The organism is Pleomorphomonas carboxyditropha (assembly GCF_002770725.1).
Classification (GTDB): Bacteria; Pseudomonadota; Alphaproteobacteria; order Rhizobiales; family Pleomorphomonadaceae; genus Pleomorphomonas; species Pleomorphomonas carboxyditropha.
In genome coordinates this window covers 257,303-272,063 of the sequence record NZ_NQVN01000003.1, presented here as the reverse complement: position 1 = coordinate 272,063, position 14,761 = coordinate 257,303, and the positions used below count along the sequence as shown (strand labels likewise).

General features: G+C 66.8%; 14 protein-coding genes. 4 read left to right on the top strand and 10 right to left on the bottom strand.

Features of this window, described 5'->3' with window-relative positions:
* Position 1 precedes the first annotated feature (1 nt).
* Together rpmI and infC are read right to left on the bottom strand one after the other, a co-directional pair.
* Entirely contained in the window at positions 2–202 is a 201-nt protein-coding gene (rpmI, locus tag CJ014_RS08345) for a 50S ribosomal protein L35 (RefSeq protein ID WP_026789928.1), read from the bottom strand.
* Positions 203–564: 362 nt separating this feature from the next.
* A complete protein-coding gene (gene infC, locus CJ014_RS08340; protein WP_100080111.1) occupies positions 565–1,101 on the bottom strand; it encodes a translation initiation factor IF-3 in 537 nt (178 codons plus the stop codon).
* Between the two features lie 323 nt (positions 1,102–1,424).
* On the opposite strand from infC, the gene CJ014_RS08335 reads away from it, so the two are divergent.
* The 3 genes from CJ014_RS08335 (at position 1,425) to CJ014_RS08325 (ending at position 3,862) form a co-directional block, all read left to right on the top strand.
* Positions 1,425–2,180 carry an alpha/beta hydrolase gene (locus CJ014_RS08335; RefSeq protein ID WP_100080004.1) on the top strand — a complete coding sequence of 252 codons (756 nt, stop codon included), beginning with the start codon at positions 1,425–1,427 and terminating at the stop codon, positions 2,178–2,180.
* Between the two features lie 141 nt (positions 2,181–2,321).
* Positions 2,322–3,134 (top strand): 4-hydroxy-tetrahydrodipicolinate reductase, encoded by an 813-nt coding sequence (dapB, locus tag CJ014_RS08330; protein ID WP_100080003.1) that lies wholly within the window; start codon positions 2,322–2,324, stop codon positions 3,132–3,134.
* A gap of 107 nt (positions 3,135–3,241) precedes the next feature.
* Entirely contained in the window at positions 3,242–3,862 is a 621-nt protein-coding gene (locus CJ014_RS08325) for a 2,3-bisphosphoglycerate-dependent phosphoglycerate mutase (protein ID WP_100080002.1), read from the top strand.
* An 83-nt stretch (positions 3,863–3,945) separates the two neighbouring features.
* Here the strand turns inward: CJ014_RS08325 and CJ014_RS08320 are convergent, their stop codons facing one another.
* On the bottom strand, positions 3,946–4,836 hold the full coding sequence (locus CJ014_RS08320) for a methylated-DNA--[protein]-cysteine S-methyltransferase (RefSeq protein ID WP_207765704.1): 891 nt from the start codon (positions 4,834–4,836) through the stop codon (positions 3,946–3,948).
* 264 nt (positions 4,837–5,100) lie between these two features.
* On the opposite strand from CJ014_RS08320, the gene nth reads away from it, so the two are divergent.
* A complete protein-coding gene (gene nth / locus CJ014_RS08315; RefSeq protein WP_425351901.1) occupies positions 5,101–5,811 on the top strand; it encodes an endonuclease III in 711 nt (236 codons plus the stop codon).
* A 61-nt stretch (positions 5,812–5,872) separates the two neighbouring features.
* Here nth and CJ014_RS08310 read toward each other — a convergent pair whose 3' ends face one another.
* From CJ014_RS08310 to CJ014_RS08280, 7 genes are all read right to left on the bottom strand, one after another.
* The gene (locus CJ014_RS08310) at positions 5,873–6,466 is read right to left on the bottom strand and encodes a malonic semialdehyde reductase (RefSeq protein WP_100080001.1); all 594 of its coding nucleotides are present in this window, start codon (positions 6,464–6,466) and stop codon (positions 5,873–5,875) included.
* Positions 6,467–6,707: 241 nt separating this feature from the next.
* On the bottom strand, positions 6,708–7,262 hold the full coding sequence (locus CJ014_RS08305) for a NifU family protein (RefSeq protein WP_100080000.1): 555 nt from the start codon (positions 7,260–7,262) through the stop codon (positions 6,708–6,710).
* A gap of 119 nt (positions 7,263–7,381) precedes the next feature.
* Positions 7,382–7,879, bottom strand: a complete 498-nt coding sequence (locus tag CJ014_RS08300) for a universal stress protein (RefSeq protein WP_100079999.1) — start codon at positions 7,877–7,879, stop codon at positions 7,382–7,384.
* Positions 7,880–7,950: 71 nt separating this feature from the next.
* The gene (gene trpS / locus CJ014_RS08295) at positions 7,951–9,003 is read right to left on the bottom strand and encodes a tryptophan--tRNA ligase (protein WP_100079998.1); all 1,053 of its coding nucleotides are present in this window, start codon (positions 9,001–9,003) and stop codon (positions 7,951–7,953) included.
* A gap of 112 nt (positions 9,004–9,115) precedes the next feature.
* Complete coding sequence (locus CJ014_RS08290; protein ID WP_100079997.1) at positions 9,116–10,207, bottom strand: acyltransferase family protein; 1,092 nt, start codon at positions 10,205–10,207, stop codon at positions 9,116–9,118.
* Positions 10,208–10,302: 95 nt separating this feature from the next.
* The gene (gene murJ / locus CJ014_RS08285) at positions 10,303–11,871 is read right to left on the bottom strand and encodes a murein biosynthesis integral membrane protein MurJ (protein ID WP_100079996.1); all 1,569 of its coding nucleotides are present in this window, start codon (positions 11,869–11,871) and stop codon (positions 10,303–10,305) included.
* 15 nt (positions 11,872–11,886) lie between these two features.
* The gene (locus CJ014_RS08280; RefSeq protein ID WP_100079995.1) at positions 11,887–14,658 is read right to left on the bottom strand and encodes a [protein-PII] uridylyltransferase; all 2,772 of its coding nucleotides are present in this window, start codon (positions 14,656–14,658) and stop codon (positions 11,887–11,889) included.
* Positions 14,659–14,761: the final 103 nt, after the last annotated feature.

Here is a 14,761-nt window from a genome sequence, read left to right as displayed (position 1 = left end):
ATCAGGCGTAGGGCAGGAAGTTCTTCTTGATGATGATCTCGTCCGGCTTGGACAGCACGGTGGTGCCGCGAGCCTTACGGATGAACTTGGTGGTCCGCTTGATCATGCCATGGCGCTTGCCGGCCTGGGCGGACTTGATGTGGCCACTGGCCGTCACCTTGAAGCGCTTCTTGGCGCCCGACTTCGTCTTCATCTTGGGCATTTTGCTCGTTTCCGAGTGTTTGGAGATCCCTTGCGGGCTCTCGCTGACTTTGTCTTTCCGTAAAGACCGGCCGACATCGCGGAATTCCGCGGAGGCCTAGACGGTCTGTCCGGGGCTGAGCTTCCACGGTCGCCACGGCATGCCCTTGGACACGGCAAGCCGTCTCCACGCCGGGCGACCTGAAGTGGCTGGGCTTCTAGCCGAAAAGGCCGTTGGGCGCAAGGCGGATTCGCGCAAGACTTGAGGAATCGCCCGAAATCAGCGGCCGTTTGAACGGCGCCATTTCGCCGAGCCGGCTTTCAAAAAACGAAGGCTCCGGCGCGGTCGGGCCGCCCGGAGCCTTTTCGGAAAAACCGGCGCCCTCAGCGCGGGGAGAGCAGCATCACCATCTGACGGCCTTCGAGGCGCGGCTCGCTCTCGACCTTGGCGACCGTGACGGTCTGTTCCTTGACCTGCTGCAGAAGCTTGAAGCCGAGGTCCTGGTGAGCCATCTCGCGGCCGCGGAAACGCAACGTCACCTTGACCTTGTCGCCTTCCTCGAAGAAGCGCAGCATGCTCTTCATCTTCACGTCGTAGTCGTTCGTGTCGATGTTGGGCCGGAGCTTGACTTCCTTGATTTCGACGATCTTCTGGTTCTTGCGGGCTTCCGACGCTTTCTTCTGGGCTTCGAACTTGTATTTGCCGAAGTCCAGGATCTTGCAGACGGGAGGTGTCGAATTCGGGGAAATCTCGACGAGGTCGAGACCGGCGTCGGCGGCGGCGGCCAAGGCATCGGCGATCGCGACAACGCCGAGGTTGTCACCCTCCTCGCCAATCAACTGGACCTGAGGGACCCGGATTTCGCGATTGATGCGCGGACCTTCCTTGACGGGGGCGGTGGCTCGGAACGGACGACGAATGGCTGTCAACTCCTCTGAAGTTTTCGAAAACGACCACCGCTCGGATAGGTCAGCGCCCGACCATGTCAAGGACCTTGATCGTCAAACCGATCGCACCTTTGAAATAGAGGCGCCATCCACCGATGGCCGGCTGTCCTCATAGCGAACCGCTTCTTCCCGTGAAGCGCGGACTCGCAAACTGGACAACGGGCTAAAAATCGTTGGAGAGTGCGAAAAAGTCAAGGTCGCAGACGGCGATCGGCAGGGAAATGGGCTAAAGAAGCGGCAATTGCCTCGGGTGCCGGCCAGGAACCGGGCGCGGTGGCAGCGGGGAGCGGAGTAAGATGACGGACCGGCCGATCAGCATCACCATGCCGGACGACGGCCGAACCATTCGCGGCCTCGTCGCCGACGGCGCCGGCCCGACGATCGTCTGGCTCGGCGGCTTTCGGTCCGACATGACCGGCGCCAAGGCGGAAGCGGTGGCGGCCTGGGGGCGCCGGCACAGCCGCAAGGTGGTGCGCTTCGACTATTCCGGACATGGCGGCTCGGACGGCGCCTTCGAGGATGGCCGCATCGGCCGCTGGTTCGCCGAGGCGAAGGCGGTGGTCGCCGCCGAGGCCGGGCCGGACTTCGTGGTCGTCGGCTCGTCGATGGGCGGCTGGATGGCGCTGCTCCTCGCCCATGAGCATCTCGACGGGCTCAAGGGCGCGGTTCTCGTCGCGCCGGCCCCCGACTTCACCGACAAGCTGTTTTATCCGGCGCTGCCGCCCGAAGCGCGCGCCCGCGTCGATGCCGGCGAGGCCATCGAGCTTCCCGGCGAGTACGGCAGCCCGGCCTACCGGCTCGCCGCCGACTTCTTCCGCGACGGGGCCCGGCACAATCTGCTCGACGCGCCGATCCGGCTGGGCGTGCCGATCATCATCCTCCAGGGCATGGCCGACAGATCGGTGCCCTACACGCACGCGCAGCGCATCGTCGATCGTCTCGTTGACGACGATGTAGTGCTGACGCTGGTGAAAGACGGCGACCATCGGCTGTCGCGGCCCGAGGACATCGCGCTCATTCTCGACGCCGTCAGCCGCGTGACTGAAGAATGAGGGGCGCAAATCCGCGTGAATACGCGTTTTTTCCAGCGTGATCCCGAAGGTTTTTTGCGACTAAAGGATTACCTTGCGGCGCTCGCATGATAGAAGGCCGCCATGGCAACGGTGTTCACCCCTGAACCGGCGAGGTCGGACATGTCGGACATGAAGCTCGTAGTCGTCGGCGCCGGCGGGCGCATGGGACGAACGCTGGTGCGCATCGTCTCGGAGACGCCCGGCGTGACGGTGCACGCGGCCATCGAGCGCGACGGCAGCCCGGTGATCGGCGAGGATGCCGGCATCCTGGCCGGCATCGGCGAGATCGGCGTGCCGCTGACGACCGACGTGCTCGCCGCCGTGGTCGGCGCCGACGGCATTCTCGACTTCACCGCCCCGGCCGCCACCGTCGAATTCGCCGAGCTGGCCGCCCAGGCGCGTATTGCCCATATCATCGGCACCACCGGCTGCTCGGCCGAGGACGAGGCGAGGATCGACGCCGCCGCCCGCCATGCGACAGTCGTCAAGTCCGGCAACATGAGCGTCGGCGTCAACCTCCTGGCGGTGCTGGTCGAGCAGGCCGCCCGGGCGCTCGGACCGGACTTCGACGTCGAGATCCTGGAGATGCACCACCGCCACAAGGTGGACGCGCCCTCCGGCACGGCGCTGCTGCTCGGCGAGGCCGCGGCGCGCGGCCGCGACATCAAGCTCGACGACTACGCCGTCCGCTCCCGCGACGGCTATACCGGCCCGCGTCCGCAGGGCGCCATCGGCTTTGCCACGCTGCGTGGCGGTTCGGTGGTCGGCGACCACACCGTTTATTTCGCCGGCGCCGGCGAGCGGCTGGAACTGAGGCACGTCGCGGAAGACCGGGCGCAGTTCGCCAAGGGAGCGGTCCGCGCTGCGCTCTGGGCGCGTGGGCGGAAGCCGGGCCGCTACGACATGGCCGACGTGCTCGGCCTCAAGGATTGACGAAATTCCGGCCGCGCCCCGGCAAGGGGCGATGGCCGGCTGCCGAACGCTCCGGGACCGATGGTCGGTTCCGGCCCGCAACGAAACGATCAACTGGAGAAAAGCCCATGAGCCGCATTCTGGTCCTCGTCCGCCACGGCCAGTCCGAGTGGAACCTGCTCAACCTGTTCACCGGCTGGAAGGATCCCGACCTCACCGCCCAGGGCGTCAAGGAAGCCACCGCCGCCGGCACCCGCCTCAAGGCGCTCGGCTACAAGTACGACATCGCCTACACCTCGGTCCTGACGCGCGCCCAGCATACGCTGCGCCTCATCCTCGACGAAGTCGGCCAGCCCGGCCTCGAGACCATCAAGGATCAGGCCCTCAACGAGCGCGACTACGGCGAGCTGACCGGCCTCAACAAGGACGACGCCCGTGCCAAGTGGGGCGAGGAGCAGGTGCACATCTGGCGCCGTTCGTTCGACGTTCCGCCGCCGGGCGGCGAGAGCCTGAAGAACACCGCCGAGCGCACGCTGCCCTATTTCAACGCCGAGATCCTGCCGCGCGTCCTCAAGGGCGAGAACGTGCTGGTCGCCGCCCACGGCAACTCGCTGCGCTCGATCATCATGGACCTCGAGAAGCTCTCCGGCGAGGAGATCGTCGCCCGCGAGCTCAACACCGGCGAGCCGATCGTCTACGAGCTCAACGAGGACGGCTCGATCAAGTCGAAGAAGGTGCTGTCGGCCTGATTGCCGGCGCCTTTTGAAAAAAGCGAAACGCCGCGATGGGACCCCCGTCGCGGCGTTTCCGTTTCCGGAAGGAAAAATCGGCCTCAGCCTTTCTCCACCTCGGCGCCGCCGAGCCGGCGGGCGAGGCCGGTTTCCCAGCCGAGAATGGCCTTCTTGCGCGTCAGGCCCCAGTGGTAGCCGCAGAGGTCGCCTTCCCGGCCGAGCACGCGATGGCAGGGCACGACGAAGGACAGGGGGTTTCGGCCGACCGCCGAGCCGACGGCCCGCGCCGCGTTGGGATTGCCGATGTGGCGGGCGATGTCCGAATAGGTCGTCGCCTTGCCGAGCGGGATGCGGAGCAGCGTCTCCCAGACGCGCACCTCGAAATCGGAGCCGATGAACACCAGTCGGATCGGCCGGTCCTGCGACCACACCGTCGGATCGAACACCTGCCGCGCATAGGGCGCGGTCACCGCCTCGTCCTGCACATAGGTGGCGGCCGGCCAGCGGGCCGACATGTCGCGGAACGCCTTCTGCTCCTCGCCGGGGTCGGCGAAGGCGATGCCGGCGAGGCCGCGGTCGGTGGCCATCACCAGCGCCGTGCCGAAGGGCGAGGGGTGGAAGCCGTAGGCAACGGTCACGCCCGCCCCGCGCGCCTTGTAGGCGCCCGGGCTCATCGCCTCGTGCGTCACGAACAGGTCGTGCAGGCGCCCCGGTCCGGACAGCCCGACCTCGTAGGCGGTGTCGAGGATCGACGACGACTGGTCGAGCATCCGCCGCGCTTCGTCGAGGGTCAGCGCCTGCACGAAGGCCTTGGGCGTCAGGCCGGCCCAGCGGGTGAACAGGCGGTGCAGGTGGCCGGCGTCGGTGCCGACGGCGGCGGCGATGGTCTCGAGCTCCGGCTGGTCGCGCCAGCGTTCGGAGATGAAACGAATGGTGTCGCGCACGAGGACATAGTCGCTGTGATCGCGATCGAGGATGACCTCGCCCGCCATGCGCAGCCCCTCGTGCAGCCAGCTCGCCGACATCGGCGGCGAGGTGAGGTTGTCGGTCAGCGTAATGGCGTCCATCGCGTCCTCCATCAAGGGTGCGATGCGAAGTTAGGGAGCGGCGGGCGATCCAACCACCCGATTTTCGCACGTCGGCAGAAAAAGCGCAAAAAAAGCGACATCGGCAGACGGGAAAGCGGCGCTGCTGACGCCGCCGGGCGGCAAATCCGGCTATAGAAAGCGTCGTTGCGCCTTGTCCGGAGTATTCCCGTGCCGAGAAAGCCTGCCGTCGCCGTCGCATCCGAGGATGTCGACAAACCCATTCCGCCGACGAAACCGATGAGCGCCGCCGAGATCGAGGAACTGTTCGCCATCTTCAAGGCGGCCAACCCGGAGCCGCGTGGCGAGCTCCACGCCGTCAACCCCTATACGCTTCTGGTCGCCGTGACGCTGTCCGCCCAGGCCACCGACGCCGGCGTCAACAAGGCGACGCGGCCGCTGTTCGAGACGGTCGATACGCCCCAGAAGATGCTGGCGCTCGGCGAGGACCGCCTCAGGGAGGCCATCAAGACCATCGGTCTCTACCGCAACAAGGCGAAGAACGTCATCGCCCTCTCCGATATCCTGGTGCGCGAGCACGGCGGCGAGGTGCCGCACGACCGGGCGGCGCTGGAAGCGCTGCCGGGCGTCGGCCGCAAGACGGCCAACGTCGTGCTTAACATCGCCTTCGGCGAGCCGACCATCGCCGTCGATACCCATGTGTTCCGCGTCGCCAACCGGCTGGGTCTCGCCCCCGGCCGGACGCCGATCGAGGTGGAGCTCGGCCTCGAAAAGGTGGTGCCGAAAGCCTACCGTCAGCACGCCCACCACTGGCTGATCCTGCACGGCCGCTACGTCTGCAAGGCGCGGCGGCCCGAATGCGGGCGCTGCATCGTCGCCGACCTCTGCCGCAGCCCGGAAAAGCGCGTGCCGATGATGTAGCCGCCGGCAAAAAGCCCCGCCGTCGCCGGCGAGGCTTCGTTGCGGCCTGTTCCAGGGGTGGTCAGGCGATGCGGGCGTATTCGTCGAAGGCAAGGCGTGGCAGGCGCGGGAACAGCGACGCCTTGTCGCCATAGCCGAGGTTGAGCACCAGGAAGGTCCGGACGCGGCTGTCGGGGAAGAAGGCGGCGTCGACGGCGGCGGCATCGAAGCCGGCCATCGGGCCGACGTCGAGCCCCAGCGCCCGGGCGGCCATGGTGAGATAGCCGACCTGCAGCGAGGCCGACCGCAGCGCCGAGAATTGCAGCCGCTCGTCGGGCGAGCCGGCGTACCAGGAGCGGGCGTCGGCGTGCGGGAAGGTCTTCGGCAGGTTTTCGTAGAAATCGAGATCGTAGCCGGCAATGACGGAAATCGGCGCCGTCTTCGTCTTGGCCTGGTTGCCGGGCGCCATGGCGGCGAGCAGCTTTTCCTTGGCTTCGGGCGACTTCACGAACACGAAGCGGCCGGGCAGGGTGTTGGCCTCGGTGGGACCGAGGCTGACGAGCTCGGCCAGTGTCTTCAGCGTCTCGTCGGAGACCGGCTTGTCGAGGAAGCCATTGTAGGAGCGGCCGTCGCGGAACAGGCGGTCGAGGGTATCGTCGGCGAGAAGGGCGGACATGGAAAAGCCTTTCGTGGGAGAAGCGAATTCGCCTCCGAATTAGGCCCCGTCGCTAGGCTCGAATAGTCCGCGATCGGCTGACAGATTGTTCGATAAAAGTGTCCGATAAAGCAAATCTGCCGGAGATTACCCGATAATCACGCCGCTTTCACGCTATCTTGAATGTGCGTGGGGGAATTCTCCGGAACGACAACGCCGCCGGCAAGCCGGCGGCGCGCAACGGTAAGGAAGGAATGATCGGTCAGGCGACGGCCCGCACCTCGCGCACGTCCGGCAGGAAGTGGCGCAGCAGGTTCTGGATGCCGTTCCTGAGCGTCGCCGTCGACGACGGGCAGCCGGCGCAGGCGCCGCGCATGTTGAGGTAGACGACGCCGTCCTTGTAGGCGCGGAAGGTGATGTCGCCGCCGTCGGCGGCCACCGCCGGCCGCACGCGCGTGTCGAGCAGTTCCTTGATCGACGACACCGTCTCGGCGTCGGCCGGATCGAAGTCCTCGGCGCCCGCCGCCGTCTCGACGGATGTGAGAATCGGCGCGCCCGACATGAAGTGTTCCATGATGACGCCGAGCACCGCCGGCTTCAGGTGCGCCCAGTCCGCGTCGCGGCTGGTCACCGTGATGAAGTCGGCGCCGAAGAACACGCCGGTCACGCCGGCGATCTCGAACAGGGCGCCGGCCAGCGGCGATACCGCCGCCTGTTCGGGCGTCAGGAATTCGCGCGGGCTGCCTTCGAGGACGACCCGCCCGGGCAGGAACTTCAGCGTGGCCGGATTGGGCGTGGACTCGGTCTGGATGAACATCGTGTGGGGCTCCTCAGGCTCGCCTGATTGGAACATGTCTAAACTTGATCTTTAGAGGATAGTTCCGACTTTGCCAATGAACAATCGGTGAACCTGCGGACATAAATCGACGCGACCGCTCAGGCGACGGCGGCGATGTCCCCGTCGCTCATGTCGCCGGGCACGATGGTCACCGGAATGGGGAAGGGCGGCCCGGAGCGGGCGGCGACCGAGGTGACCAGCGGGCCGGGGCCCTCGCTGCCGGTGCCGGCGGCCAGCACCAGGATGGCGATGTCGCGATCCTCCTCGATCAGCCGGTGGATCTCCTCGGCCGCCTGTCCTTCGCGAATGATGAGCTCCGCCTCGATGTCGGCGGCGAAGGCGTGCACCCGCTCGGCGGTGGCGGCCAGCCGCTGCCGCGCCTCGTCCATCGCCTCGGCCCGCATCACCTCCTCGACGCCGCGCCAATGCTGGAAGTCGCCGGGCGGGATGACGTAGAGCAGCACCAGGCCGCCGGCGGTGTGCCGGGCGCGCGTCGCCGCGTAGACCACCGCCCGGTCGCATTCGGGCGTGTCGTCGACGACGCAGAGGAACTTGCGGCGGTGGCCCTCTTCGCGGGCGAGGCGGCGTGAAACCATGGCGAGAGACTAGCAGAAGACCGGCGGCGGACAAGCCGCGCCGGCCTCAAGTTTTTTCGATCTGAAGCGCCTCAGCGCCGCTTGCGGCTCTGAATGAAGCCGACGATGTCGCGCACATCGTCCATCACCTTGCCGGCGATGGCGCCGGCCCGCTCCGAGCCGTCGGCCAGGACGGCGTCGATGTGGTCGGGTTCGGCCATCAGCGCCTTCATCCTGTCGTTGATCGGCGACAGGACGGACACCGCGAGATCGGCCAGCGCCGGCTTGAAGGCCGAGAACTGCGAGCCGCCGTGGTCGCCGAGCACCGCTTCCTTCGTCGTGCCGGCCAGCGCGGCGTAGATGGTGACGAGGTTGTCGGCGTCCGGACGCTCCTTGAGCCCCTCGACGTCGGACGGCAGCGGCTCCGGATCGGTACGGGCCTTGCGGATCTTCTGGGCGATGGCGTCGCGGTCGTCGGTCAGGTTGATGCGCGAGTAATCCGAGGGATCGGACTTCGACATCTTCTTGGTGCCGTCGCGCAGGCTCATGACGCGCGGCGCCGGTCCCTGCGTCAAGGGCTCGGGCAGCGGGAAGTAGCCTTCCTCGGCATTGTGGCCCTGGGCGACGATCGAGGCGGAGAAGTCGTTGTTGAACTTCGTGGCAATGTCGCGCGCGAGCTCGAGGTGCTGCTTCTGGTCCTCGCCGACCGGAACATGCGTCGCCCGGTAGACCAGGATGTCGGCCGCCATCAGGCTCGGATAGGCGAACAGGCCCACCGACACGTTCTCGCGGTCCTTGCCGGCCTTCTCCTTGAACTGCGTCATGCGGTTGAGCCAGCCCATGCGGGCGACGCAATTAAACACCCAGGCGAGCTCGGCATGCTCGGGCACCTGGCTCTGATTGAAGACGATATGCATCTTCGGATCGATGCCGGCGGCGAGGAAGGCGGCCGTCACTTCGCGGATCTGGCGCCGGAGCTCGAAGGGATCCTGCCAGACGGTGATGGCATGCTCGTCGACCACGCAGTAGATGCAGTCGTGGGTCGCCTGCATTTCCACGAAGCGCTTGATGGCGCCGAGATAATTGCCGAGATGGAGATTGCCGGTCGGTTGCACGCCGGAGAAGACAAGAGGCTTGAAGGGCATCGGTTTGGACCCGAGGATAGAGTTTCACGCGCCGGCGGTGAAACCGGGCGGGCGGACTTATGGACCCGCCGCGCCGCGATCGCAAGCTGGAAGACGGATGCCCGGCCGGCTACTAGGCCGCGATGCCTTCCGCCGGCTGCGGATGGCGGCGTGGCCGGCGCAGCCACTTCAGCACCGGCTTCTCGACCAGCAGGTGCGTGCCGATCGAGACGGCAATGGTGATGGCCACCATGGCGACGAACACCGCCCGGTTCGGCAGTTCGGCCAGCGGCCCCACGCCGAACAGGCGGATCAGCACCGAGCCGAGCGGCGCATGGATTAGGTAGATGCAATAGGAGCTGCCGCCGAGGACGGCCATGAGCCGGCCGAACGGCAGGGGTTTCCTGAACTCGATCTGCGACACCGACAGGATCAGCAGGGCGGCGCAGCCCATGTAGATCAAGGGACTGGCGATGCCGCCGAGCGGCAGCAGGTTCTCCGGCACGTCCCGGCCGATGTACCATTCCGCCGCCATGGCGGCGATAAAGCCCAGACCGGCGAGGCCGGCGACGAGGCCGGGCTTCGGCAATGAGATACGGGTGACGGCCCAGGCGCAGGCCACGCCGATGCCGAATCCGAGATTGTAGATGTAGAAGAAGGGCTTGATCGCCGGAGCGAGGTCGTAGGGGTGCATCGCGCCAATGACCAGGCTGAGAGCCTGCCAGGCGGCGAGCGCGACGATGCCGACCCTGACGTTGAGCACCATGAGGGCGAACAGAGCGTAGAAGACCATCTCGTGGTGCAGGCTCCAGGCCTGCGGAACCACCCCGTCGCCGGGCAGCGGCAGCAGCAGCGCGTCCAGGATGCCGTTCCAGAAGCTGAATTCGCGCGGACCGCGCAGCGACGGGGCGACGGTGAAGGCCAGCAGCATCGCCGCGAATATGGCGAGATAGAGCGGGTAGATCCGCAGGATGCGCCTGGCGGCGAAGCCCGCCGCCGCCGAGGGACGGCCGATGTCCGAACTGTGCACCCAGTAGATGATGAAGCCGCTCAGCACGAAGAAATAGTCGACGCCGGCATGCCCGGCCCGGAAGGCGAAATCGAACACCCGGTCATGGCGGAGGTTCTCGAACGCGATGGAGAAATGGAAGCAGCAGACCAGAAGCGCCGCCAGGAAACGCCCGAACTCCAGTCCCAGCAGCCTGGGCCTCGCCTCGACCTGCATCCCTGCCCCCGAAATGAAACGCAGCGCGCACGGGCTCGCACCATAGCGGCAATGTCTGAAGGAGTTGTTGTCGCGGCCGACGGGATGCGGTGCGTTCAGCCGGTCTTGCCGCGGGCGAGAACCGCTTTCATGTAGCGGCGGATGTCGACGGCGCCGGTCAGCACGGTGGCGAGCCCGTAGACCGCCATGCCGAACGCGCAGAGAGCCAGGAGCCAGAGGCCCTGGACGAGTTCGCGGCCGCCGCGAAGATGGGCGTCGACCAGGCCTTCGCCGAAGACCAGCGCCGCTCCCATCAGCAGGCTGGCGACGGCGAGCAGCACGAGGCGGCGGGTCAGCAGCGCGTCGGCGCGGAAATGGCCGCGGCGGTGCAGCTCGATCACCAGCATCAGCGCATTGACCCAGGCGGCCAGCGAGGTCGCCGCGGCGATGCCGACGTGGCCGATGAACGGGAACAGCGCCAGCGAGGCGGCGACGTTGACCGCCACCGAGATGCCGCCCTGTATGGTTGGCGTGCGGGTGTCCTCGCGGGCGTAGAACGACGGCTGGAACACCTTGATGGCGACGAAGGCCGGCAGGCCGGCGGCGAAGGCGATCAGCGCGTCGGCGGTGGCGACGGTGTCGGCGGCGGTGAAGGCGCCGCGCTCGAACAGCACGCGCATGATGGTGTAGGGAATGGCGCAGAGGGCGACGGTGGCCGGCAGCGTCAGCGCCATGGCGAATTCCAGCGCCCGGTTCTGGGTGTGGAAGATGCTCTCGGCATTTTCGGTGCGGACGCGGCGGGTGAGGTCGGGCAGCAGCACCACGCCGATGGCGACGCCGATCACCCCGAGCGGCAACTGGTAGATGCGGTCGGCGAAATAGAGCCAGGACACGGCGCTCGCCTGCATCGAGGCGATGATGGTGCCGACCACGATGTTGATCTGGGTGATGCCGCCGGAGATCACGCCGGGAATGCCGAGGTTGACGAAGCGGCGGACGTTGTCGTTGTAGCGCGGCCGGGCCAGCGACATCGGAAAGCCGATCCACCACAGCGAGCCGCCGACGGCGATCAGTTGGGCGAAGCCGGAGATGCACACCGCCCAGGACAGCGTGTAGGCGGCTTCCGGCGTGCCGGCCCAGTTTTCCCACCAGATGAGCACCAGGGCGGCCACCAGGATGACGTTGAGCAGCGACGGCGCGAAGGCGGCGACCGCGAAACGCCCGAAGGACTGCAGCATGCCGGCCGCCATGGCCGTCAGCGACATGCAGGCGAGATAGGGGAACATCACCCGCGTCATGAATTCGGCGGCGGCGAATTTGTGCGGATCGTCGATGAAGCCAGGCGCCAGCACGCCGACCAGCCAGGGCGCGCCGACCTCGGCCAGCGCCGTGACGATGACCAGCGCCAAAAGGAAGACGGCGAGGATATCCTCGGCGAGCGCCCGCGCCGATGTCTTGCCGCCCTCGGCGAGCGCCCGGGCGAACAGCGGCACGAAGGCCGACGAGAAGGCGCCTTCGGCGAACAGGCGCCGGAACAGGTTGGGCAGGCGGAAGGCGACGAAAAAGGCGTCGGCGATCGGCCCCGAGCCCAGCATGTTGGCCATGAACACGTCGCGCACGAAGCCGAGCAGGCGCGACGACAGCGTGGCGCCGCCCACCGTCACGAAGTTTTTGACGAGACTCATGGACGGTTGCCTTCCTCAGGCTGCCTTCTTGGGCGGATGCGGCTCCTCGCCGGCGACGGCGGCGAGGATGCGCCGGCGGATCGCCGCCTGCTTGGCGCCGGACTGGATCTTCAGCTTGGTGAGGTCGGTGACGTAGAACACGTCGACCACCCGCTCGCCGAAGGTGGCGATATGCGCCGAGGCGATGTTGAGGTTGAGGTCGCTCATCGCCGTCGTCACGTCGTAGAGAAGGCCCGGCCGGTCGAGACAGGAGACCTCGAGCACCGAGAGGTTTTCCGACAGCGCATTGTCGAACTTGATGTCGGTCGGCACGCGGAAGGCCTTGGTCGGCTTGCGCTGGCCGACGCGGCGGGCGACGATCTCGGGCAATTTCTCGCGGCCTTCCAGCGCCGCCTCGATCATCTTCAGCACGCGGTCGGCGCGGCGGAACTCGTCGGCGTCGTCGGGGAACTCACGGTTGATCAGGATGGTGTCGAGGGCGAGGCCGTCGTTGGTGGTGTAGATCTGGGCATCGGCGATGTTGACGCCGGCCGCCGCGCAGGCGCCGGTGATGGTGGACAGAAGCCGCGGATGGTCGGGCGCCACCACCACCAGCTCGGAGATCGCCTCGAACTTCTTGGTGGAATAGGCGGTGGCAAGCCGCCGGCCCGTGCTCTCCATCGATTTCAGGAGGCGCGCGTGCATCACCTTCTCCGGCAGGTCGACGCGCAGCCAGTAAGGCGCGAAGTGGCGGCGGCCGTAGTCGGCCAGTTCCGCCTCGCTCCAGTCGGTGAGCTCGGCGGCGAGCTCCGCCTTGGCGGCGGCGACGCGCTGGTCGCGCGACAGCTTGGAATGGCCGCCCAGGAGGTAGGGCTCGGTCTCGTAGTAGAGCGTCCTGAGGAGCTGGCCCTTCCAGCCGTTCCAGACGCCGGGGCCGACCGCCTTGATGTCGGCGATGGTCAGCATCAGCAGCATGCGCAGCCGCTCCACCGTCTGCACCACGGCGGCGAAGTCGCGGATGGTCTGGCGGTCGGACAGGTCGCGCGACTGGGCGATGATCGACATCACCAAATGGTTCTCGACCAGCCAGGCCAACTGGTCGGTTTCGGCCGGCGAGAAGCCGAACCGCGGCCCGAGCCGGCGGGCGATCTTGGCGCCGGCGATCGAATGGTCCTCGACGCGGCCCTTGGCGATGTCGTGCAGGAACAGCGCCAGATAGAGCACGTTGCGGTTGGCGATCACCGGGAACAGCTCGGTGGCCAGCGGATGGTCGCCGTGGTCCTCGCCGCGCTCGATCTGGGCCAGGAAGCCGATGGCCCGCAGCGTGTGCTCGTCGACGGTATAGTGATGATACATGTTGAACTGCATCATCGCCACGACGCGGCCGAATTCGTTGATGAAGCGGCCGAGCACGCCGGTCTCGTTCATCGCGCGCAGCACCGTCTCGGCGTGCTTCTTGGAGGTGAGCACGTCGAGGAAGATGCGGTTGGCTTCCTCGTTGTCGCGCAGGTCGGCATCGATCAGGCGCAGCGAGCGGGTGATCAGCTTCAGCACGTCCGGCTGGAAGTCGAGGTCGTTGCGGGCGGCGACCGCGAAGATCCTGAGCAGGTTGACCGGATCGCGCTCGAATACCTCGTCGTCGGTCACCGACAGGCGGTCGTTGTCGATGATGAACTGCGGCGTGCCGGGCAACGACTTCTTGCGCCGGCGGAAGGTGTGGTGCAGCACCCGGTCGAGCATCGGCTTGGGCTTGGCGTGCATCTCCTCGAGCGCCGCGCAGAAGATGCGCGTAAGATTGCCGACGTCCTTGGCCACCAGGAAATAGTGCTTCATGAAGCGCTCGACCGGCTCGAGGCCGGGATGCAGCTGATAGCCCAGAAGCTCGGCGATCTCCCGCTGGTTCTCGAAGCCGAGCCGGTCGTCGGCCCGGTTGGTGACGAAGTGCAGGTTGCAGCGCACCGCCCACAGGAACTCCTCGCACTTGTGGAAGCGGGTAAGCTCCTTGCGCGAGAAGACGCCCTGCTTGACCAGTTCCTCGGCCGTCGAGGCGCGATAGAAATACTTGGCGATCCAGAACAGCGTGTGCAGGTCGCGGAGGCCGCCCTTGCCGTCCTTGACGTTGGGCTCGACGAGATAGCGCGAGGTTCCCGCCCGCCGATGCCGCTCGTCGCGTTCGGCGAGCTTGGCCTGGATGAACTCGGGGCCGGTGCCCTTGACCACCTCGTTGTCGAAGCGGCTGACCATCTCGGCGTAGAGATCCCTGTCGCCGAGGATCCAGCGCGCCTCGAGCAATGCCGTGCGAATGGTCATGTCGGCGCGGCCGAGCTTGATGCAGTCCTCGACGCGCCGGGTCGAATGACCGACCTTGAAGCCGATGTCCCACAGGAAATAGAGGATGTGCTCCAGGATCTTGTCGGCGAGCGGCTGCGATTTCGGCGGCAGCAGGAACAGAAGATCGACGTCGGACGACGGCGCCAGCGTGGCGCGGCCGTAGCCGCCGACCGCGACGATGGCGATCCTCTCCTCGTGTCCGCCCGGGAAGACGTGGCTCACCGTGTGCTGGTAGATGACGCGGATCAGCGAATCGACCAGGGCCGATAGGCGGCGGGCGCAGCCGACGCCGTCGCGGTCGCGGCCAAGAATGTCGCGGGCCGCCGCCCGTCCGTCCTGGTTGGCCTGCTTCAGGACGGCGAGCAATTCCGGACGCGGATCGCTGTCGGCGGCTGCCGCCCGGTCGGCGATGGCGGCCATCTCTTCAGCAAGCGCCTTCTCGTCGATCAGGGAGGCGGTTTCCGGCAGCTTGGTCATCGGCAACGATCACTTTCGGAACAAAAAGACGCAGCGGGTGCACGTCCATATGATACGTGCCTCGTCAAGCTAAAAGTGACAATGCCCGGAATCGAATAGGCGG